Origin of the sequence: Streptomyces rapamycinicus NRRL 5491 (assembly GCF_024298965.1) — a bacterium.
In the GTDB taxonomy this organism is placed as follows: domain Bacteria; phylum Actinomycetota; class Actinomycetes; order Streptomycetales; family Streptomycetaceae; genus Streptomyces; species Streptomyces rapamycinicus.
In genome coordinates this window covers 1004682-1024411 of record NZ_CP085193.1, presented here as the reverse complement: position 1 = coordinate 1024411, position 19730 = coordinate 1004682, and the positions used below count along the sequence as shown (strand labels likewise).

20 protein-coding genes are annotated in these 19730 nt (G+C 72.0%); 9 read left to right on the top strand and 11 right to left on the bottom strand.

Annotation, left to right across the window (positions count from 1 at the left end; all coding sequences use genetic code 11):
- Positions 1–199 precede the first annotated feature (199 nt).
- Positions 200–820 (top strand): TetR/AcrR family transcriptional regulator, encoded by a 621-nt coding sequence (locus tag LIV37_RS04630; protein ID WP_020865936.1) that lies wholly within the window; start codon positions 200–202, stop codon positions 818–820.
- A gap of 101 nt (positions 821–921) precedes the next feature.
- Here LIV37_RS04630 and LIV37_RS04625 read toward each other — a convergent pair whose 3' ends face one another.
- The 4 genes from LIV37_RS04625 to LIV37_RS04610 form a co-directional block, all read right to left on the bottom strand.
- The gene (locus LIV37_RS04625) at positions 922–1944 is read right to left on the bottom strand and encodes a Gfo/Idh/MocA family protein (RefSeq protein WP_020865935.1); all 1023 of its coding nucleotides are present in this window, start codon (positions 1942–1944) and stop codon (positions 922–924) included.
- Positions 1941–2945, bottom strand: a complete 1005-nt coding sequence (locus LIV37_RS04620; protein ID WP_020865934.1) for a Gfo/Idh/MocA family protein — start codon at positions 2943–2945, stop codon at positions 1941–1943. The genes LIV37_RS04625 and LIV37_RS04620 overlap by 4 nt, the downstream gene beginning before the upstream one ends.
- A gap of 96 nt (positions 2946–3041) precedes the next feature.
- The gene (locus LIV37_RS04615) at positions 3042–3818 is read right to left on the bottom strand and encodes an SDR family oxidoreductase (RefSeq protein WP_020865933.1); all 777 of its coding nucleotides are present in this window, start codon (positions 3816–3818) and stop codon (positions 3042–3044) included.
- 16 nt (positions 3819–3834) lie between these two features.
- Entirely contained in the window at positions 3835–5028 is a 1194-nt protein-coding gene (locus LIV37_RS04610) for a phytanoyl-CoA dioxygenase family protein (protein ID WP_020865932.1), read from the bottom strand.
- A 108-nt stretch (positions 5029–5136) separates the two neighbouring features.
- On the opposite strand from LIV37_RS04610, the gene LIV37_RS04605 reads away from it, so the two are divergent.
- The 3 genes from LIV37_RS04605 to LIV37_RS04595 all read left to right on the top strand — a co-directional run bounded on the left by LIV37_RS04605 (position 5137) and on the right by LIV37_RS04595 (position 7402).
- On the top strand, positions 5137–6168 hold the full coding sequence (locus LIV37_RS04605) for a LacI family DNA-binding transcriptional regulator (protein ID WP_020865931.1): 1032 nt from the start codon (positions 5137–5139) through the stop codon (positions 6166–6168).
- Between the two features lie 158 nt (positions 6169–6326).
- Positions 6327–7016 (top strand): DJ-1/PfpI family protein, encoded by a 690-nt coding sequence (locus tag LIV37_RS04600; protein ID WP_020865930.1) that lies wholly within the window; start codon positions 6327–6329, stop codon positions 7014–7016.
- A gap of 53 nt (positions 7017–7069) precedes the next feature.
- On the top strand, positions 7070–7402 hold the full coding sequence (locus LIV37_RS04595; RefSeq protein ID WP_020865929.1) for a hypothetical protein: 333 nt from the start codon (positions 7070–7072) through the stop codon (positions 7400–7402).
- Between the two features lie 27 nt (positions 7403–7429).
- On the opposite strand, the gene LIV37_RS04590 is transcribed toward LIV37_RS04595, so the two are convergent.
- The 6 genes from LIV37_RS04590 to LIV37_RS04565 are packed head-to-tail and all read right to left on the bottom strand — an operon-like array spanning position 7430 to position 13737.
- Positions 7430–8146, bottom strand: a complete 717-nt coding sequence (locus LIV37_RS04590) for a sulfite exporter TauE/SafE family protein (protein WP_020865928.1) — start codon at positions 8144–8146, stop codon at positions 7430–7432.
- Positions 8143–9204 (bottom strand): ABC transporter ATP-binding protein, encoded by a 1062-nt coding sequence (locus LIV37_RS04585; protein ID WP_020865927.1) that lies wholly within the window; start codon positions 9202–9204, stop codon positions 8143–8145. Before LIV37_RS04585 ends, LIV37_RS04590 begins: the two co-directional genes overlap by 4 nt.
- Positions 9197–10210, bottom strand: a complete 1014-nt coding sequence (locus LIV37_RS04580; RefSeq protein ID WP_020865926.1) for an ABC transporter ATP-binding protein — start codon at positions 10208–10210, stop codon at positions 9197–9199. Before LIV37_RS04580 ends, LIV37_RS04585 begins: the two co-directional genes overlap by 8 nt.
- On the bottom strand, positions 10207–11196 hold the full coding sequence (locus LIV37_RS04575) for an ABC transporter permease (protein ID WP_020865925.1): 990 nt from the start codon (positions 11194–11196) through the stop codon (positions 10207–10209). Before LIV37_RS04575 ends, LIV37_RS04580 begins: the two co-directional genes overlap by 4 nt.
- A gap of 14 nt (positions 11197–11210) precedes the next feature.
- A complete protein-coding gene (locus LIV37_RS04570) occupies positions 11211–12140 on the bottom strand; it encodes an ABC transporter permease (protein ID WP_020865924.1) in 930 nt (309 codons plus the stop codon).
- A gap of 1 nt (position 12141) precedes the next feature.
- The gene (locus LIV37_RS04565; protein WP_020865923.1) at positions 12142–13737 is read right to left on the bottom strand and encodes an ABC transporter substrate-binding protein; all 1596 of its coding nucleotides are present in this window, start codon (positions 13735–13737) and stop codon (positions 12142–12144) included.
- A gap of 245 nt (positions 13738–13982) precedes the next feature.
- Between LIV37_RS04565 and LIV37_RS04560 the strand changes: the two genes are divergently transcribed.
- Positions 13983–15032, top strand: coding sequence for a 2-hydroxyacid dehydrogenase (locus tag LIV37_RS04560; protein ID WP_243146405.1), 1050 nt, complete (start codon positions 13983–13985; stop codon positions 15030–15032).
- A gap of 86 nt (positions 15033–15118) precedes the next feature.
- On the opposite strand, the gene LIV37_RS04555 is transcribed toward LIV37_RS04560, so the two are convergent.
- The gene (locus LIV37_RS04555) at positions 15119–15898 is read right to left on the bottom strand and encodes an SDR family oxidoreductase (RefSeq protein WP_020865921.1); all 780 of its coding nucleotides are present in this window, start codon (positions 15896–15898) and stop codon (positions 15119–15121) included.
- Positions 15899–15997: 99 nt separating this feature from the next.
- Between LIV37_RS04555 and LIV37_RS04550 the strand changes: the two genes are divergently transcribed.
- The 4 genes from LIV37_RS04550 (at position 15998) to LIV37_RS04535 (ending at position 19687) form a co-directional block, all read left to right on the top strand.
- On the top strand, positions 15998–16522 hold the full coding sequence (locus LIV37_RS04550) for a winged helix-turn-helix transcriptional regulator (RefSeq protein WP_020865920.1): 525 nt from the start codon (positions 15998–16000) through the stop codon (positions 16520–16522).
- Between the two features lie 113 nt (positions 16523–16635).
- The gene (locus tag LIV37_RS04545) at positions 16636–17598 is read left to right on the top strand and encodes a pyridoxal-phosphate dependent enzyme (protein ID WP_121826236.1); all 963 of its coding nucleotides are present in this window, start codon (positions 16636–16638) and stop codon (positions 17596–17598) included.
- Positions 17599–17849: 251 nt separating this feature from the next.
- Entirely contained in the window at positions 17850–18617 is a 768-nt protein-coding gene (locus tag LIV37_RS04540) for a GntR family transcriptional regulator (RefSeq protein ID WP_020865918.1), read from the top strand.
- 62 nt (positions 18618–18679) lie between these two features.
- On the top strand, positions 18680–19687 hold the full coding sequence (locus LIV37_RS04535) for an ADP-ribosylglycohydrolase family protein (protein WP_020865917.1): 1008 nt from the start codon (positions 18680–18682) through the stop codon (positions 19685–19687).
- The last annotated feature ends 43 nt before the right edge of the window (positions 19688–19730 follow it).

The window sequence follows — 19730 nt, the reverse complement described above, 5'->3', positions numbered from 1 at the left end:
GCCCGGGGCCTAGGGAGGGAGTCCCGAGGATATGGGATGCGGGACAATGCCGGTCGGCGCTCGGTTTCGGCCATCCACACTGGCCGTTTCAGCCGGTAAGGTGGACCTAAGCGGACAGCTGTCCGCTGTGTTTGAAACTTAGCGGACAGCTGTCCGGTGAGCAAGGTCGGCGCCACGGCGGGGTCCGGAAGGAGGACGAGTGCGGGCAGAGCGGGCAGCGCGGGAAGCGCGTCTGCGCTCGGACGCGGCTGCGAACCGCGAGCGCATCCTGGAAGTGGCGCTGGCGGAGCTGACGCGCTCGGCGGACGTCCCGCTGAGCGCCATCGCGAAGAAGGCGGGCGTCGGGCAGGGCACGCTGTACCGCAACTTCCCCAGCCGCGAGGCCCTCGTTCTGGAGATCTACCGCCATGAGATGCGGCAGGTGGCCGACACCGCGGCCGAACTGCTGCGCACCCGGGCCCCGGACCAGGCCCTGCGGGAGTGGATGGGGCACCTGGCCCGGTTCGCCATGGCCAAGGCCGGTCTCGCCGACGCGCTGCACAAGGCCATCAGCGCCTCCTGCGGCCAGGAGAAACCGGGGCACGGCCAGATGACCGAGGCCGTGGCGCTCCTGCTGCGGGCCAACGATGAGCTCGGCACCATCCGCCCGGGCGTCACCACCGACGACTTCCTGCTCGCCATCGCCGGACTGTGGCAGATCGGCCCCGACGAGAACGGGCAGGCGCGCGCCCGACGGCTGCTGGACCTGGTCATGGACGGGCTGCGCGCGGGCGCGCCCGGGGTGGCCGGGCCGGGGGCGGCGGCCGACGGGGCGAGCTGAGCCCGGCCGGGGGCGGCGGCCGACCCGGCGGGCCGAGCCCGGCCGGAGGCCCCCGCCCGGCCGCGGGCGGTGGCACTCCGTAGCGCGGGTTGTCTCACGGATCAGCCCGGGAGCGGGAGCGCGGTGCGCGGCCGGGGCGGGAAACCGGCGGCGCGGTAGCACGTGTCGATCAGGGACATGGTGGTCAGCGCGTCCTCCGCGTCCAGCGGAAGCGGTGTGCCGTGCCGCAGATGCGCGGCGTACGCGTCCAGTTGGTAGGTGTACGAGGACCGCCTGCCCAGCAGCTCCGTCCGCTCACCCGCGGGCGTACGCACCACGACCCGGTCGTCGAGGTGGGGCTGGACGAAGTTCATCGCCGTCGCCGCACCGCGCGAGCCGATGACCGTGAAGCTCATCCGCCACTCCTCATGTGCCATATGGCAGCGGGCGGATCCGGTGGCGCCGCCGGGGAAGACCAGGTCCGCGTCCAGCCACTCGTCAACCTCCGGTGCGCCGTGCCGGGCGCCGCCCCGGGCAGTGACCAGGCGCGGGGGACCACCGGCCCAGGGGGCGAGCGTGGCCTGCGCGTGCAGGCTGTAGCAGCCCAGGTCCATCAGGGCGCCCCCGGCCAGGGGCAGGGACCAGCGGGGGTCGGGCCCGGGCGGGGGCGGCATGGCCATCATCGTCTCGACGTGCCGCAGCTCTCCGAGTTCCCCGGAGTCGAGCAGTTCGTGGAGGCGGCGGGTCACGGGGTGGAAGAGGTAGTGGAAGCCCTCCATGAAGACGGTGCCCGCCTTGGCGGCCGCGTCGCGCACCTCGGCGGCCTCCTCGGCGTTGCTCGCCGAGGGCTTCTCGGTCAGCACGTGCTTGCCCGCGGCGAGCGCGGCGAGGTTCCACGGCCCGTGCAGGCTGTTGGCCAGCGGGTTGTAGACGACCTCCACATCGGGGTCGGCGATCACATCGGCGTAGGAGTCCAGGACGCGCTCGACGCCGTGCTCGGCGGCGAAGGCATCCGCCCGGCCCCGGGAGCGTGCGGCCACCGCGACGAGGCGGTGGCCGCCCGCACGGGCGGGTCCGACGAGGGAGAGCTCGGAGATCCGGGCGGCGCCCAGGACCCCGATGCGCAGCGGCTCGGCTGTCGTCATGCCTTGCGTACCTCTTCCATGGTCACGGGGCGGTGCTCGCGCAGCGAAAGCGTGCACGCCTCGGCGATCCAGCCGGCCTCGACGGCGTCGGCGACGGTGCAGGGGGAGGGCCGCAGACCCGCCGCGACCTCGGTGAAGGCGGTGAGCTCGGCCCGGTAGGCGGCGGCGAAGCGGTCCATGAAGAAGTGGTGCGGTGTGCCGCCGGGGAAGACGGCGCCCGGTTCGACCGAGCGCAGCGGCAGCCGGTCCTCCAGGCCCGCGGCCACGCTGTCCGTCATGCCGTGGAGTTCCAGGCGGGCGTCGTAACCGCGGGGGTTGTGGCGGGTGTTGGAGACCACGGCGAGGGTGCCGTCGTCCAGAGTGAGGAGGGCGGAGGCGGTGTCCACGTCTCCGGCGGCCGCGATGTACTCGGCGCCGCGGTTGGCGCCGGTCGCGTAGACCTCGGTGACCTCGTGGCCGGTGATCCAGCGGACGGTGTCGAAGTCGTGCACGGCGCAGTCGCGGAAGATGCCACCGGAGACGGCCACATAGGCGGCCGGGGGCGGCTCGGGGTCCAAGGTGGTGGACCGCACGGTGTGCAGCGGCCCGAGTTCACCGCTGACCACCGCCGCCCGCGCGGCCACGTAACCGGGGTCGAACCGCCGGTTGTAGCCGATCTGGACCTCCACCCCGCCGCCCTCCACCGCGCGGAGGACATCGAGACTCTCCTCGATCGTGCGCGCCACTGGCTTCTCGCAGAAGACCGGTACGCCCGCCCGTACGGCGGCGACGATGAGCTCGGGGTGGGCGTCGGTGGCCGCGGCGATCACGACGCCGTCCACACCGGCGGCGAGTACGGCCTCCGGCGAGTCGGCCGCGTGGGCGCCGAACCGCTCGGCGGCGGTGGCGGCGGCCGCGGCGACCGGGTCGGTGACCACGAGGGAGTCCACCGTGTCGAGCGTGGACAGGGTCTCGGCGTGGAAGGAGCCGATCCGGCCCAGGCCCATGATGCCGATACGCATGGGGAGTCGTGTCCCTTTCTGGTGGTGCGGGTGGTGACGGTGGGGTTCAGGGGTGGTGTTGCTTCTGGACGGAGTCGTCTCTGGCGATGCGGCGGGTCAGCCGAGTCCGCCGAGGACGTTCTGGTCCCAGTCGATGACCGAGCCGGTGACGACCCCGCTGCGGTCGGAGAGGAGGAGGACGACGAAATCGGCGATCTCGTCGACCTGGCCGAGCTTGCCCATCGGCTGGGCGCGGGCCGCCTCCTCGCGCCAGTCGTCGCCCGCGCCGTGGAAGGCGCGCTGGATGGCGTCCTCGCCCTCGGTGTCGGTCCAGCCCAGGTTGAGGCCGTTGACGCGGACGCGGTCCCAGCGGTGGGCGTGTGCGGCGTTGCGGGTCAGGCCCGCGAGCCCGGCCTTCGCGGCGGCGTACGGCGCCAGGAACGGATATCCGCCGTGTGCGCAGTTGGAGATGATGTTGACGATGGTGCCCGGGGCCTTCCTGGCCACCATGTCGGCGACGGCGGCCTGCATGGCGAAGAACGGGGCGCGCAGATTGATCGCGACATGCGCGTCGAAGAGCTCGGGCGTGGTGTCCAGCAGCGTCCCGCGCGAGGTGAGCCCGGCGGAGTTGACCAGGCAGTCGATCCTGCCGTGGGCCGCCACCACCTGCTCCACGCTGCCGCGTGCCTGCGCGGGATCGGCCAGGTCGGCGCGGACGAAGGAGCCCGTGGCTCCCCGGTCGGCGAGCTCCTCGGCCAGCCGCTCACCGGAGTCGGGGCGGCGTCCGGTGAAGGCCACCGTGGCCCCTTCGCGGGCGGCGGCGCGGACGATGCCCGCGCCGATTCCCTGGCTGCCCCCGTTGACCAGGACGATCTTGTCCTGCAACAGTCCCATCGGCGGTCCGTCTCCTTCAGCTCTGGCGGTTTCGGCTCTGGCGGCGCTCGGCGCCGGCCCGTAGCTCCGTACGCAGGGTGTCCGGGGTCCAGTCCCGCTCCAGGGCGCGCCGTAGGGTGTCGGCCTGGGAGTCCGGGGCGAGGCCGCCGACCGGCGGGTCGAGGTCGAGGTTGGTGGGGAAGGGGTAGCCCTCGGCGCAGGCCGCGACCACGTTGTGCAGCCAGTCCTCGGTGGCGCCTTCGGCCTTGCGCCGCCGCAGTACGGGGAAGACGGCGTTGGCCACCGCCTCGCGGTCGACGGTCTCCATGGCGCGGCCGAAGGCGGAGGAGATCTGCAGCAGGTTCGCCATCCGCCGGATGTCCGCCGAGCGATTGTGTCCGGCGGCGTGGAAGAGCGCGGGGTTGAAGAAGACCGCGTCGCCCGCCTCCAGCGGCAGCTGGACGTGGTGCTCGGCGAAGTAGGCCATGAACTCCGGGCGGCGCCAGGCCAGATAGCCGGGCTCGTACGCTTGCGAGTACGGCAGGTAGAGCGTCGGGCCGGACTCGACCGGCATGGCGCAGTGGGCGACCGCGCCCTGCAAGGTCAGCACGGGGGAGAGCCGGTGGACATGGGCGGGATAGGCCGCGGCCCGCGCCTCGGAGAGGAATCCCAGGTGGTAGTCGCGGTGCACGCTCTGGGCCGCGCCGCCCGGGTTGACCTGGTTGATCTGTGAGGTGACCTGGTAGCCGGGGCCGAGCCAGGCGGTGGCCACGAGGGCGATGAGGTCGTTGGCGTAGTAGTCGGCGAAGACCTCCGGTGCGCTCAGGGCCAGCTTGTCCAGCGCGTTCCACACCCGGTCGTTGGCGCCTGGCCTGGCGAAGTGGTCACCGCGGGCGGCGCCCGCCGCCCGTTCCCGCTCGATCAGCGCAGTGAACGCCTCGGTGGCCCGGTCCAGGACCGACGCGTCGGGGAACGCGCCCTTGAACACCACGATGCCGGGGCCGTCCAGCAGGGTGTGGACCAGTTCCGCCTGTGCCTCCCGGCGGCCGGGGGCCGTGGCGGCCCGGGCCCGCAGGCGGGCGCCGTCGTAGACGGGGACGTTGTGCTGTACGGCGTCGGCACCGGGGTGGTCGCCGGGGTCGGTGGTCCGCTCGACCAGGGCGCGGAAGGTCTCGAGGGAGCAGTCGGCCTCACTGAGCCGGCCATGAGACCTCGGAGCGATGAGGGGCATTGCCTTCCGATCCTTCCCGTGGGCTGCGGCTTTCTGTCAGTGTTGTGATCGGCCGAGCATCGGGCAATCCTCAGCAGCCCATCAAAAACCCTTCAGGGAGGCGCGCCGATGGCCCATCCGTATCCCATCCGGGAGATCGCCCGGCAGGCGGGGCTGAGCGAGGCCACCGTCGACCGGGTGCTGAACGACCGGGGCGGGGTGCGCGAGAGCACCACCCGGGAGGTCCACCAGGCGATCAAGGACCTGGACCGGCAGCGCACCCAGGTCCGCATCGGCGGCCGCACCTTCATGATCGACATCGTGATGCAGGCCCCCGAGCGCTTCTCCTCGGCGGTCCGCACCGCTCTGGAGGCGGAGCTGCCTTCGCTGCGCCCGGCGGTGATGCGGTCGCGCTTCCACTTCCGCGAGACCGGTCCGGTGGCGGAGCTGATCGCCACGCTGGACCGCATCGCCCAACGCGGCGGCTGCCAGGGGATCGTCCTGAAGGCGCCCGACATCCCGGAGGTCACCGCGGCCGTCGGCCGCCTGGCCGCCTTGGGGCTACCCGTGGTGACCCTGGTGACCGACCTGCCCAGCAGCGCACGCCGGGCCTACGTCGGCATCGACAACCGCGCCGCCGGAGCCACCGCCGCGTACCTCATGGGCCAGTGGCTCGGCGACCGCCCCGGCAATGTGCTCACCACCGTCAGCCGGGGCTCCTTCCGGGGTGAGGAGGAACGCGAGATGGGCTTCCGCAGCACCCTGCGCAACGCACACCCCGGGCGCACCCTCGTCGAGGTCACCGACAGCGACGGCCTGGACGCCACCCAGCGCGACCTGGTCCTGCGGGCGCTGCGCCGCGACCCGGACATCCGGGCGGTATACTCGATCGGCGGCGGCAACACCGCGACGATCCAGGCCTTCGAGGAACTCGGCCGCGGCTACGAGGTGTTCATCGCCCACGACCTCGACCACGACAACACCCGGCTGCTGCGCGAGCGCCGGCTGTCCGCGGTGCTCCACCACGACCTGCGCCAGGACATGCGCCGCGCCTGCCAGATCATCATGCGGGCCCACGGAGCCCTCCCCGACGACGGCCCCTCCCTGCCCTCGCCGATCCAGGTCGTCACGCCGTACAACATGCCGCCCGACGCGGTCTGAGACGCCTGCTCCGAGGCACCTCCCCGCACCCTCCAAGCCGCTTGGCGAGAACCCGTTGAACCATGTCACTCGTGCCACTGGGAGCCGTTTCCGCCCTCGCATAGCGTCGGAACAGGGCCAGACGGACTGGCCATCACCGCATGTGAGGGAACCTTTTCATGCTCGCCCAGATCGTCCTGTTCGACGGCTTCGACCTCCTCGATGTGCTCGCCCCCTACGAAGTGCTGTACGGCGGTGGCATGGCTTCCGGAGGAGCGCTGCGCGCGGAGCTGGTGTCCGCCGAGGGGCCGCGTGAGGTGGTGAGCGGGGTCGGCGGCGTAACGCTGCGCGCCACGGCCGCGCTCGATCCCGCGAGGGCGGACCTGGTGGTGGTCCCCGGTGCCGCCGGCCGTGTCGGAGAGCCCGGCGAGGTCCCGGACCACGACGCGGGCGCGGGCGAGTGGCGGGCGGACGAGTTCATCCCCGTCCTGCTGGGCCGCACCCTGAACACCGAGCTGCCGGGGCTGCTGAAGGCCGCCATGGACCGCCCGGAGGTGACCGTCGCCACGGTGTGCGGCGGCTCCCTCGTCCTGGCCATGGCCGGTCTGCTGGAGGGCCGCTACGCCACCACCCACCACATGGGCCTGGACATGCTGGACGCCACCGGCGTCAACGCGGTCAGGGCCCGCGTCGTCGACGACGGCGACCTCGTCACCGGCGCCGGTGTCACCTCCGGACTCGATCTGGGCCTGTACCTGCTGGAGCGCGAACTGGGGCCGCGGATCGCCCATGCCGTCGAGGAGCTGTTCGCCTACGAGCGCCGTGGCACCCCCTGGCGCCACCACGGGCCGGCGCCCGTCGCCCTGTGACCGCACCGCCCCACCGCCATCCGCCCCGACCCACCGTAAGGAAGCACACCACCATGTCCGTCGCAGACTCCGTCGAAGGCACCTGGGATCTGTCCATCTCCACACCCATCGGCCGGATCAAGGCCGTGATCGAACTCCGCGACGAGGGCGGCACCCTGAGCGGCACGGCCCACGGTGCGGGGGAGGAGGTCCCGCTGGCCGATCTGGCGCTCGACGGTGACCAGCTCGTCTGGCGTCAGGCCATCACCAAGCCGATGCGGCTGAACCTCGCGTTCACGATGACCGTCGAGGGCGAGACGATGACCGGCACCTCCAAGGCCGGGCGGCTGCCCTCCTCCAAGGTCACCGGAGAGCGCCGCGCCGTCCCCGCGGCGGCGGAGGGCTGACCCACGCGGCGAAAGGTGCCGCCCGGCTCAGACGAACTGCTGGACCACCAGCACGGTCGCGCTCGCCACCGCCAGCACCATGGCGACGGCCCTGGTGCGCCGCATGTCCAGCCTGCTCGACAGCGGGCGGGCCAGCAGCACCCCGATCGCCGCGGCCGGGGCCAGCAGGGCGGTGTGCCACAGGCTGTACGTGTGCACCGCCCCCGTCGCCGCCAGGGTGGCCAGGCTCATCACCGAACCGGCCAGGAAGAACCCGCTCATCGTGGCGCGCAGCCGCGGTCCGCTCAGGCGCTGCCAGACCATGGCCATCGGCGGCCCCCCGATGGCGGTAGCCGTGCCCATCAGCCCCGACATCAGACCGGCCAGCAGCACCGACCGCCGGCGCGGCGCGGGCACGAAGCCGCGCAGGCTCACCGCCACACCCGTGAGGACGACCACGGCCACCAGGAGGGCGAGGTACCGGGCGGGCAGCACGGCCACCAGCGCCGCGCCGCCCAGCACCCCCGGCACCCGGCCGGCCAGCGCCCACCCCGCGCCCCGCAGGTCCAGATGGCCGCCCTCCAGCACCAGCACCGCGGCCGTGACCCCGGTGGCGAGCAGCAGGACGGCCACGGGGGTGAGCGACGGGTCGAATATCGCGATCACCGGGGCGGCCAGCAGACCGAGCCCGAAGCCGATGGAGACCTGGAGCAGCGCCCCGGCCGCCACCGTGATGAAGAGCAGGGCGAACTCCGGCGAGCTCATGTTTCCATCGGCCCGGCGCCCAGCGGGAAGTGGCACAGGCCCTCGTGCGGCTCCCGCCCGGTGTCCGCCGTGCCGTCGCGGATCACGACAGGAGGAGCGAGTTCGGCACACCGGTCCTCGCTCTTCCAGCAGCGGGTGCGGAACCGGCAGCCCGACGGGATGTCGTACGGGGACGGGATCTCCCCGCGCAGCTGGATCTCGTCGTCCCGGGCCTGCCCGGACACGTCGAGGGTGGGCGCCGCGGACATCAGGGCGGCGGTGTAGGGATGCACGGGCCGGTCGAAGACGTCCTCGGTGGGGCCGTGCTCGATGACCTTGCCCAGGTACATCACCGTCACCCGGTCGGAGACATGCCGGACCACGGAGAGGTCATGCGAGATGAAGACGTAGGAGACACCGAGCCGCTCCCGCAACTCGGAGAGCACATTGAGCACTTGGGCCTGTACCGAGAGGTCGAGCGCGGACACCGGCTCGTCGCACACGATGAGGTCGGGGTCCAGCGCCAGCGCGCGGGCGATGCCGATGCGCTGCCGCTGCCCGCCGGAGAACTCGTTCGGGTAGCGGTGGGCGTCGCCGTCCCGCAGCCCGACGAGGGACAGCAGCTCACGGACCCGCCGCTCCCGCGCCTGTGCCGTGGGCACGATGTCGCGGTGGGTGCGCCACGGCTCGCCGATGAGGTCGGCCGCGGACATCCGGGCGTTGAGCGAGGCGAAGGGGTCCTGGAACACCATCTGCACCCGGCGCCGCCAGGCCAGCAGTTCCTTGCCTTTGAGGGTGAACGGATCGGTGCCGTCGAAGCGTACGGTGCCCGAGTCCGGGCGCTCCAGCCCGAGCACCACTCTGGCCAGGGTCGACTTGCCGCATCCGGACTCGCCCACCAGCCCGAGCGTCTGCCCGCGCTCGACCCGCACATCGACGCCGTCGAGCGCGGTCAGTCGCCGGCGGCCATGGCCGAACGACTTGGTCACGCCGCGGACCTCGAGCAGGGGCGGGGGAGCGGCGGAGCCATCGGTCCGGGGGCCGGCGGCCGTGGCGTCGGTGAGGGGCGTCTCAGACACGGTCGAGCTCCTCGGAGAAGTGGCAGGCGGCCGAACGCGAGGCCCCGACGGACATCAGACGGGGACGCTCCTGGGCGCAGCGCTCCTGGGCCAGCGGACATCTGGCCTGGAAGACACAGCCGGACGGGACCGAGCTGAGCTCGGGCGGGCTCCCCGGTACGGCGGGCAACGGGCAGCCCCTGACGGCGTGTTCGGGAACCGAGTCGAGCAAGCCCCTGGTGTAGGGGTGGCGGGGGCGGGAGAACACCTCCGCCACCGGGCCGGTCTCCACCACGTTGCCCGCGTACATCACCACGACATCGTCCGCGCGCTGGGCCACCACCGCCAGATCGTGGGTGATCAGCACCAGCGCCATGTCCCGCTCGGTCTGCAGATCCCGCAGCAGCCGCATGATCTGCGCCTGCACGGTGACATCGAGCGCGGTCGTGGGCTCGTCGGCGATGAGCACATCGGGGTCAAGCGCGACGGCCATCGCGATCAGCAGCCGCTGGCGCATACCGCCGGAGAACTGATGCGGATACGCGCGTGCCCGCAGCCGGGGCTCGGGGATCCCGACGCGGGTCATCAGCTCGACCGCCTTCTCCCGGGCATCGCGGCGCGACATCCCGCGATGGATGCGGAACGGCTCGGCGAGCTGCCTGCCGACCGGCTGTACGGGGTTGAGCGCGGTCAGCGCGTCCTGGAAGACGATCGACAGCACGGGACCGGCGAGCTTTCTGCGCCCCGCCTGGCCCAGCCGCAGCACATCGGTGCCGGACACCTTCACGGATCCGCCCGTCACCTCGGCCGTCGGGTCGAGCAGTCCGACGATGGACAGCGCGGTCATCGACTTCCCGCAGCCGGACTCGCCCAGCAGCGCCAGTGTGCGCCCCTTGCGCACCTGGAAGCCGACGCCGTTCACGGCGCGTACGGTCCCGGAGGGGGTGCGCAAGTCGACACACAGCCCCTCGACTTCGAGCGCGGGGCTGCCGGTTCCGGTGGGCCCGGGCAGGGTGGAGGACTTCACGCGATCATCTCCGAGGGAACAGCGGCCCGGTTGCCGCGCCGCTTCCTGGGCAACGTCAGACGCCAGCGCTGGGCCGGGTCGGTGGCCAGGCGGACCCAGGCGGCGAGCACCGTGGCCGACACCGTGGTGAGCACGATCGCGACACCCGGCAGCACGGCGATCCACCAGGCCGTCTGGAGGTACTGGCGCCCCTGCGCCACCATCAGCCCCCAGCTCACATCGGGGGGCTGGATGCCGATGCCGAGGAAGCTCAAGGACGACTCGGTCAGCATCACGAAACAGAAGTCGAGCGTGGCCACGGTCAGCAGCGTGGGCAGCGCGATCGGCAGAATGTGCCGGTAGATGATGTTCCGGCTCGGTGTGCCGAAGGTCCGGGCCGCGTCCACGAACAGACGGCTCCTCAGCTCGGCCGACTCGGCCCGGGCGGTGCGCAGATAGACCGGGACGCGCGCGATGGCGAGGATCAGCACGATGTTCATCGCGCTGGGCTCGAAGACGTACAGCACCACCACCGCGATCAGCAGCGACGGGAAGCTGAGGATGACATCGGCGACCCGCATCGCGACGTTCTCCCGCATGCCCCCGTGGTATCCGGCCCACAGCCCCAGCGCCGAGCCGATCAGCAGCGAGCACAGCACCGCGGGCACCGCGACGGACAGCGTCGTCCCGGCGGCGTCCACCAGCCGGGCCAGCACACTTCGGCCCAGCACATCGGTGCCGAGCAGCCCGTAGAAGCCGTGATCGAGGGAGGGCGGGCGCAGCGAGGCGCGCAGCTCCTGCCGTACGGCTCGGTCCCCGATGAACAGCCGGCCGAACAGCGCGACGAGGAACACCCCGGCGAGGATGACGGCCGCGACGGCCGCGGCCCGGTCCCGGCCGAGCAGCAGCCACCAGCGGGGCGGGCGCCGGGGCGACGGGACGGCCGCCGTGCCGGAGGGCCGGTCGGCGGAGCCGGTGGGGCCGGTGGGGTCGGCGGGGTCGGTCATGGTGGCTCCTTCGCTCACGCCGGCACCGCCTGGCGCACTCGGGGGTCGATCAGGGCGTGGCAGACGTCCACGAGGATGTTCAGCGCGAAGATCGTCACCGCCGTGAGCAGGACGGCGGCCTGCAACACCGCGAAGTCTCGCTGCAGAATCGAGTCGATCATGAGCTTGCCGATCCCGGGCCAGCCGAAGATCGTCTCCACCACCACCGCGCCGTTGACGAGACCGACGGTGAGGTCCCCGGCCACGGTCAGCACGGGCGTGATGGAGTTGCGCAGCGCGTGCCCGAACACCACACGCTTGGGGTCGGCCCCCTTGCTGCGCGCGACCTTCACATACGGCGCGGACAGCGCGCCGACCATGCTGCCGCGGACCACTTGCACCAGCACCCCGAACGGGCGGATCAGCAGGGTGGCGATGGGCAGCACCCAGATCTCCGGGCCGCCCAGGGTGCCGGAGGTCGGCAGCCAGTCCAGGCCCACGCCGAAGACCAGCACCCCCACGATCGCGAACCAGAAGTCGGGGATGCTGGCCGCCGTCATCGACAGCAGACCGGCGATCCGGTCGATGAGCGAGTTGGGCCGGTACGCGGCGAGGCTTCCGACCAGCAGCGCCCCGAGGATCGCCAGGAGCATCGTCATCCCGGCCAGTTGGAGGGTGACGGGAAACGCCTTGAGCACCATCGAACCGGCCGACTCCCCGGTGCGCAGCGAGGTCCCGAAGTCGAGTTGCGCGGCGTTGGTGAGGTAGTCCCACAGCTGTACCGGAATGGAGTCGTCGAAGCCGTGGGCGGCGGAGAACTCGGCGCGTTGCTGTGGGGTGGCGCTCAGCGGAAGGTAGAGATCGACGGGGCTGCCGGTCAGCCGGGCCAGGCAGAACACGCCGAGCACCACGAAGACCAGGGGGATCGCGCTGGAGATGATGCGCTTGCGCAGGAAGGACGTCATCTCAGTGCCTCCCCGCCTTCGCGGGGCTGACCTCGGCCAGCCGCATCTCGTCCCCGGTGGCGGAGTCCGGCCGGTACCGCACCTTCGGCGACAGTCCCAGCAGCCCGCGCATATGGGCCAGATAGGCGTACTGCGCGACCGTCTCGTTCTGGTAGCCGAGCACCTCGGCGAAGGCCTTCGCGCGGGCCTTGCCGGACAGCGCGTCCGCCGCGGCGATGCGCCGGTCGAGCTCCTTGGTGCCGAAGGTGGACTGCGGGCCGTCGCTCACCAGGTACTGACTGGTGGTGAACGCGGCGTCCCCGGCCTGGTTGCCGTGCATGATCAGCAGCGCCACCGGCCCGACGTCACGGGGCAGCGGGCGCAGTTGGTACTGGAGGTGGGTGGCGGTGTCCGCCATGCGAATCCTCACGTTCAGCCCCACCCGTGCCATCTCGTACTGCAGGGCCTCGGCCACTTCCGAGATCCCGGCGAACATGCCGTTGCGCGCCACGAGGGTGATCTGCCGGTGCACGGGGACACCGTCGGCGGCGGCCTGTTTCACCAGCGCGCGGGCGGCGGCCACCTTGTACGGGACCGGGGCGAGGTCGTCGTTGTGGCCCACCACACCGGGCGGGACGAGTTGTGCGGCGGGCTTGGCCAGTCCGCCGAGGAGGGCGTCGATGATGCCTTTGCGGTCGACGGCCATGCCGATCGCCTTGCGCACCCGGATGTCGTCGAGCGGCGCCTCGCGGCCGTCCAGACGCAGGGCGGTGGTCTCGTTGTTGGGGTAGGCCACGGTGTTGCCCTTGTCGGCGCTGGTGTGGTCCAGCGCCGTCGCGATGTCGGCCTCGCCCTTGTCGATCATCGCGGCGCGGACGCTGGCGTCGCTGCGCCAGACATACCGGGCCCGGGGGTAGGCGGGCGCCTTCCCCCAGTAGTCCTCGTTGCGGGCGAGGGAGATGGAGACACCGGTCTGCCATGACTTGACGGCGTAGGGGCCGGTCCCGATCGGTATCCGCACCTTGGCCTTGGTGCTGGTGGTGCGTGGCACGATCTCGACGAAGCTGAGCCGCAGGGGGAGGATGGGGTCGGTCTTCTCGGTGGTGACGGTCAGCCGGGTGGGGCTGACGGTGTGTACTTCGAGCTTCTCGTCGCCGAAGACGTAGCCGTCCACGTTGCAGGCGAGATCGGAGTTGACGGCGCGGTCGATGGAGAAGGCGGCGTCCTTCGCCGTGAACGGCTGCCCGTTCTGGAACTTCACACCGGGGCGGATGTCGAAGGTCCAGGTCGTGGGCTTCGTCTGCCGCCATCCGGTCGCCAGCAGCGGATCCAGCTTCCCCGAGGTGGGGTCGCGTTCCACCAGCGGCTCGGTGATGTTGGAGCGGACGACGACACCGGTCGCGGTCAGCGACGACTCGCAGGGCTCCAGCGTCGGGGGCTCCTGGGTGAGGACGAGCCGCAGGGTGCGGCCGTCCGCGCTGCCGGCGTCACCCGCCGCGTCACTGTTCGCCACGGCGCACGCGCTGGTCAGCAGCAGCGTGCCGGTCGTGAGGAGGGCGAGAACTGTATGGGCCCGGCCTCGTTCCCGGCGCGGGCCGGAGGGTACGGAGGACTTCATCGTCGGCGTATCTCCGAGGGTGCTGGCGGGTTGCCGCCCGAGAACGACAGTCGACATGGCTGTCTACACTTACGTACCCGGTCTGCATTTGTGGACGCCGAAGCTAAACCGGAGGTGCCGGGGCGTCAAGGGATCTGACAACAAGTGCAGGTAGGGCGGTCCCTGGCCGATGCTTCCCGATCATTGACAGTCCCATGGATCGCGTGCACAAATGAAGACAGCGCCTATATATGAGGATGGTGGTCATGGCCAGGATGGCTGCCCCCGGTGGTGACCGGGGGATGCGCATCGTGCTCGACCACCGGATTCTGAGCAGGTTCGGCGAGCGGTTGAAGGAGGAGACCGAGGACCGGCACGAGTGGCTGGACGTCTGCGACTGGGACGCGGCACGGATCGCCGACGCCATTGCCTCCGCCGATGTGTACGTGGGCTCACAGCTCGCCGAGGACCACGCGCGCCGGGCCCGGCGCCTCCGCCTCGTCCACGTGGTCGGCGCGGGCTACGACGGCATCCCCCTGGAGGCGCTGGGGCCCGATGTGACCGTGGCGAACACCTTTCACCACGGCGCGTCGATCGCCGAACACGTCCTGATGTGCGTACTGATGCTGTCCCGGCGGGTGCTCACCGCCGACCGGGAGCTGCGGGCCGGGCGGTGGCGGAACGTGGCCGTGGATGCCACGCTGCCCTTCGGGGACACCCTGCGGGGCCGCCGTGTCGGCGTCATCGGTTTCGGCGAGACGGGGCGGGAGATCAGCCGGCTGTGCCAGGCGGTCGGCCTGCGCGTACGGGCCGTGCGCCGCGATCCATCGGCCCCGCTGCCGGACGATCTGCGCCCCGACTGGGTCGGCGGCACGGACCGGCTCCCGGAACTGCTGGCGGACTCCGACATCGTCGTGGTGACCGTTCCACTGAGCCCCGCGACCCGCGGACTGATCGGCCCCGCCGAACTCGCCGCGATGGGCCCGCGGTCCCTCCTGGTCAACGTCGCCCGTGGCCCGGTCGTACAGGAGGAGGCGCTGTACGAGGCGCTGTCGGCCGGCACCATCGCCGGGGCCGCCCTCGATGTGTGGTGGGCCGGCCCACCACACGCGCCGAGCCGTCTGCCGTTCCACACGCTGTCCAACGTGGTGATGACACCGCACAACTCGGGCCACACGGAGGAGACGTTCGCCGCGCGCGCCACCGATATCGCGGCCAACATCAACCGCCTGGAGGCGGAGAGCCCGCTCAGCAACGTGGTGCGCCCCGGTCGGGTGCGGGCCGTGCCCGATGACCCCGCGGTGGAGAGCGTCTGAAGCGCCCCAGGGGGCGATGGTGAGGTGGCCGACCAGGCCCTGACGGAGCGTGAAGCGATGGCGGAGGTCGACGGTGGGGACGGTCCTCAGACGGCGGGTACGGTGCCGCCGTCGATGACGTGCTCGGCGCCGACGATGGCGGAGGCGCGGTCGGAGACGAGGAAGGCGACGAGTTCGGCGACTTCTCCGGGCCGGTTGGGGCGCCCGAGGGGGATGCCGCCGAGGGAGTCCATGAGCGATGCCAGGGCGGACTCCCGGTCGCCGGTCCGCTCGGCGATGCGGTCGATGAGCGCGTCGGCCGCGCTGGTCTGGATGAACCCGGGGGACACCGTGTTCACCCGCACCCCGAGCGGTGCCACCTGGTTCGCCAGGCCCTTGCTGTAGGTGGTGAGCGCGGCCTTGGCGGCGGCGTAGGCCAGCGTGCCGTTCCACAGTGGCATCCGCCGCTGGATCGAGGAGACGTGGACCACCGCGCCCCCGCCCCGTTCGATCATGCCCGGGATCAGGGCGCGGTCCAGGCGGACGGCGCCGAGCAGATTGTGGTTGAGCTCCTGCTGCCAGATCTCCTCGGACATCGCCTCGAAGCCACCGGCGGGCGCGGCCGAGCCGCCGAGCGTATGGACCAGGATGTCCGTGCCGCCCAGCCGACGCCGCACCTCCCGCGCGATGTGTTCCGCGCCTTCGGGTGTGGTCAGGTCGGCGCCCACGAAGGCGTCGTCGGGGACGTCCCCGGGCTGGGAGCGGGCGGTGACCAGTACGGTCGCACCGGCCGTCCGCAGCCGGGCCGCGATCGCCGCTCCGGTGCCCTTGGTGCCACCGGTGACGAGGGCGCGACGGCCGGAGAGGGAGTCATCGGGTGTGGGCAAGGCTGTCCGTTCCGGAGTGCGCGCAGGGCACACCCCTTGTGACTGCTAAAATAGAAGCAAGTAACTTTCACATTAGCAGTAACCCGGGAGGGTGTCGCAATGGCAAGCCGGATCAGGCTGGAGGACCGTGAGTGCCCGCTGTCGACCACGGTTCAGCACGTGGGGGAGTGGTGGACGCTGCTGATCCTCCATGACGCCTTCGACGGCTATACGCGCTTCGACCAGTTCCAGCAGAGCCTGAACATCTCCACCAGCATGCTCACCACCCGGCTGAAGACCCTGGTGGCGGACGGCCTGCTGGAGCGGCGCCCCTACCAGTCCAACCCGGTGCGCCATGAGTACGTGCTGACCGGGCGCGGTCGTTCGCTGCGGCCCGTGGTCGTCGCGCTGGCCGCCTGGGGCAACCAGCACCTCGCGCCGGAGGAGCGCGCCATGATCCTGGTCGACGCCCACACCGGCGAGGAGGCCGAACCCGTCGTGGTGGACGCGCGCACCGGCCGAAGCCTCGCCGACAGCGAGATGTACGTGTTCACCGCGGGTCCGGCCGCGAGTGAGGCGATGCGCGCCCGCTACACCGAACTCGAGCGGCGGCGACCCGCGCCCGGCTCCTCCGTAGCTGAGTAGGGAAACGGTACGTAGCGCCTATGCTCGCGGGCGGAGAGCTGGGCCGGATCGGATGTGGGGCGAAGGCGGCGATCGTGTCAGAAGAGCGTCAGGACACCACGCGGGCCGAGTTGATGAGCAGGCCCACACCGCTGGAGGCCGCGCCGCGCCTGGCCCGTGCCATCGGGCTGGAGCCCGATGATCTGTGGGTCAAGCGTGACGATCTGATCGGGCTGGGCGGCGGCGGCAACAAGGTCCGCAAGCTGGAGTGGACGGCCGGGGCCGCCCGCGCCGAGGGCGCCACCACGCTGGTGACCAGCGGGGCCGCGCAGAGCAACCACGCCCGGCTGACGGCCGCGGCCGGGGCCCGGCTGGGCATGGACGTGGTCCTGGTCCTCGCCGGTGCGCCGACCGAGGGCATGACCGGCAACATCGCGCTCGACGGTCTCTTCGGCGCCCGCGTCGTATGGGCGGGTGAGGTGAGCGAGGCGGAACTCGCGGCGGCCGTGGAGGACGTGGCCCGCGACCTGTGTGAGCGGGGCGCCCGGCCCGCGGTGATCCCCTTCGGCGGCTCCAGCGTGCTGGGCGCCCAGGGCTATGCCGCGGCGGGGACGGAACTCCTGGTGCAGGACCCGGACCTGGCCACGGTGGTGGTGGCGGTCGGATCGGGCGGCACCATGGCCGGGCTCGTGCACACCCTCGGAGCCGAGCGGGTGCTGGGGGTGCACTGCGGGGCCGTCCCCGACCCCGGGCGCACCGTCGGCCACCTGGTCGAGGGGCTGGCCGGACAGCCCGCGGCCACACCCCTGCGGCTGCGCCTGGATCAGGTCGGGCCCGGCTACTCCGCGCTCACCGAACCGGTCATGGACGCCATCACCACGGCGGCCCGCACCGAAGGCATCGTCCTCGACCCCATCTACACCGGCCGTGCCCTGGCCGGTCTCATCGCGGCCGTCCACGACGGCCAGGTGCGCCCCGGGCAGCGCACGGTCTTCGTGCACACCGGCGGGCTGCCGGGCCTGTTCGGGCACGCCGAGACACTGGAGCGGGCGCGTCGCGCCGTGGCCGACACCGCCGTACGGCGGCCCCGCGGCTGAGCGTCACACCGGTACGACCCCGGTGTGCTCGACCCATCCCGTGTCACTCCGCGCGGGACTCCGGTGCCTCTGCTCGCCGATGGCACGGCCCGCTTCACGGCGGGCCGTGCCATCGGCTTTCCCGCTGCCGTCGGTCCCCGCTGCCATCAGATCCCGCTGTCTGCGGCGTTCCCGGACCAAGAGTGATCAGTTCCCGATTCGAGTGCTTGCGACTCTAGACAGGACTGAACATGTATGGCTAACGTCCGGACATGCCTAAACAGGTCCTCAAGCATCAGCGCATCGCCCGCGTCCTGGCCCGTGAGATCCACAGCGGCGCCCTGGAGCCGGGCAGCAGGCTGCCCGGCGAACACGCGCTCACCCGGCGCTTCGCGGTCAGCAGGGCCACCGTCCGGCAGGCGCTGGACGAGCTCAGCAAGCAGGGGCTGATCTCCACCCACGCGGGCGTCGGCTCGTTCGTCACCTTCGACGGCGGCCTGCTGGACAACCGGCTGGGGTGGACCAGGGCGCTGGCCGACCAGGGAGCCCAGGTGACCACCGAGGTGCTCCGCCTCGAAGCGGTGCGCGATGCCCGGCTGGCCGGTGAACTCGACATCGAGGGCGTCGAGTTCATGGCGCTAGACCGGTTGCGGGTGCTGCCGGAGGGCACTCCGGTCGCGCTGGAGCGCAGCCGGGTTCCCATGGTCCCGGCCCTGGCCGATGTCCCGCTCGGCGGGCTCCTCGACGGCTCGCTGACCAAGACCCTCGCCGCGGTCGGCATCCGGGCCACGCACGGGGACGAGTGGGCGTCCGTGCGCCAACTGGCCACCGACGAGGCGACCCTGCTCCGCCGCCAGGTGGGAGAGGTCTGGCTCAACACCCGCCGGGTCAGCCGCGGGGCCGATGGCCGGATCGTCGAGCAGGTGACCAGCCTCCTGGACCCCGCCCGCTTCCAGCTGCACCTCGGCTTCGGCGAGAGCCCCGACGAGACGGCCCTGGGCAGCGGCGATGGGGCATCCGCGATGAAGCAGCCCCGATGAGCCCGCACACCGCGCCCGCCCACGCCCGACGTACCGCCTCCGCGCACTGACAGGAAGTCCCGATGAACCACCAGCACGACCGCGCGCTCGGCGCCCTCTACGGCCTGGCGATGGGCGACGCCCTCGGTATGCCCACCCAGATCATGTCCCGGCGGTCCATCGTCGCCCGGTTCGGCGACGTCACCGACTTCGAACCCGGTCCGGAGGACAACCCGGTGAGCGCCGGAATGCCCGCCGGTTCGGTCACGGACGACACCGACCAGGCCGTCATCGTCGGACGGCTGCTGACCGGGTCCGGCGGCCGGATCGACCCAATGCGGCTCGCGCACGAGCTCCTGGAGTGGGAGCGCGCCATGAAGGCCAAGGGCTCCTTCGACCTGCTCGGCCCCTCCACCAAGGCCGCACTGGAGGCCGTGTCCCGTGGCGTACCGCCGGAGGAGGCGGGCAAGTCCGGTGCCACCAACGGCGCGGCGATGCGGATCACCCCCGTCGGCGTGGCCTTCCCCGACACCCCCCTGGAGCCCTTCCTCGACCGGGTCGCGGAGGCGTGCCAGGTCACCCATGACACCTCCATCGGCATCGCCTCCGCGGCCGCCGTGGCCGCCGCGGTGAGCCGTGGCATCGGCGGCGGCGATCTGGAGGACGCCATCGGCGCGGCGATCACGGCGGCCGCGGCCGGCGCCGAGCGCGGCCACTGGGTCGCCGGGGCCGATATCGCCGCGCGCATCGGCTGGGCCGTGGAACTGGTGCGCGGACTGCCCGAGCGGCAGGCCCTGGACCGCGTCTGCGACCTGGTCGGCACCAGCGTCGCCAGCCAGGAGTCGGTCCCCGCGGCCTTCGCCGTGCTGGCCCTCGCCGAGGGCGAGCCATGGCGGGCCTGCCTGCTGGCCGCCAACCTCGGCGGCGACTGCGACACCATCGGTGCCATAGCCGGCGCGATAGCCGGTGCCGTCAGCGGGGCCTCCGCCCTGCCCGACGACGCCCTCGCCACCCTGCGCTCGGTCAACGACCTCGACCTGGAACCGCTGGCCAAGGCCCTGCTCGCGCTGCGCGCCGACACGGCCGAATGACACACACCTCCGCCCCCACATCCGCACCGGAGCGCCCCCGGAC

Excerpts from the sequence above, each read along its gene's own strand:
- LIV37_RS04625 (WP_020865935.1), bottom strand. The coding sequence starts at position 1,944 with ATGACGACAGCCGAGCCGCTGCGCATCGGGGTCCTGGGCGCCGCCCGG.
- LIV37_RS04620 (WP_020865934.1), bottom strand. The coding sequence starts at position 2,945 with ATGCGTATCGGCATCATGGGCCTGGGCCGGATCGGCTCCTTCCACGCC.
- LIV37_RS04615 (WP_020865933.1), bottom strand. The coding sequence starts at position 3,818 with ATGGGACTGTTGCAGGACAAGATCGTCCTGGTCAACGGGGGCAGCCAG.
- LIV37_RS04610 (WP_020865932.1), bottom strand. The coding sequence starts at position 5,028 with ATGCCCCTCATCGCTCCGAGGTCTCATGGCCGGCTCAGTGAGGCCGAC.
- LIV37_RS04605 (WP_020865931.1), top strand. The coding sequence starts at position 5,137 with ATGGCCCATCCGTATCCCATCCGGGAGATCGCCCGGCAGGCGGGGCTG.
- LIV37_RS04600 (WP_020865930.1), top strand. The coding sequence starts at position 6,327 with ATGCTCGCCCAGATCGTCCTGTTCGACGGCTTCGACCTCCTCGATGTG.
- LIV37_RS04595 (WP_020865929.1), top strand. The coding sequence starts at position 7,070 with ATGTCCGTCGCAGACTCCGTCGAAGGCACCTGGGATCTGTCCATCTCC.
- LIV37_RS04590 (WP_020865928.1), bottom strand. The coding sequence starts at position 8,146 with ATGAGCTCGCCGGAGTTCGCCCTGCTCTTCATCACGGTGGCGGCCGGG.
- LIV37_RS04575 (WP_020865925.1), bottom strand. The coding sequence starts at position 11,196 with ATGACCGACCCCGCCGACCCCACCGGCCCCACCGGCTCCGCCGACCGG.
- LIV37_RS04570 (WP_020865924.1), bottom strand. The coding sequence starts at position 12,140 with ATGACGTCCTTCCTGCGCAAGCGCATCATCTCCAGCGCGATCCCCCTG.
- LIV37_RS04565 (WP_020865923.1), bottom strand. The coding sequence starts at position 13,737 with ATGAAGTCCTCCGTACCCTCCGGCCCGCGCCGGGAACGAGGCCGGGCC.
- LIV37_RS04560 (WP_243146405.1), top strand. The coding sequence starts at position 13,983 with ATGGCCAGGATGGCTGCCCCCGGTGGTGACCGGGGGATGCGCATCGTG.
- LIV37_RS04550 (WP_020865920.1), top strand. The coding sequence starts at position 15,998 with ATGGCAAGCCGGATCAGGCTGGAGGACCGTGAGTGCCCGCTGTCGACC.
- LIV37_RS04545 (WP_121826236.1), top strand. The coding sequence starts at position 16,636 with ATGAGCAGGCCCACACCGCTGGAGGCCGCGCCGCGCCTGGCCCGTGCC.
- LIV37_RS04540 (WP_020865918.1), top strand. The coding sequence starts at position 17,850 with ATGCCTAAACAGGTCCTCAAGCATCAGCGCATCGCCCGCGTCCTGGCC.
- LIV37_RS04535 (WP_020865917.1), top strand. The coding sequence starts at position 18,680 with ATGAACCACCAGCACGACCGCGCGCTCGGCGCCCTCTACGGCCTGGCG.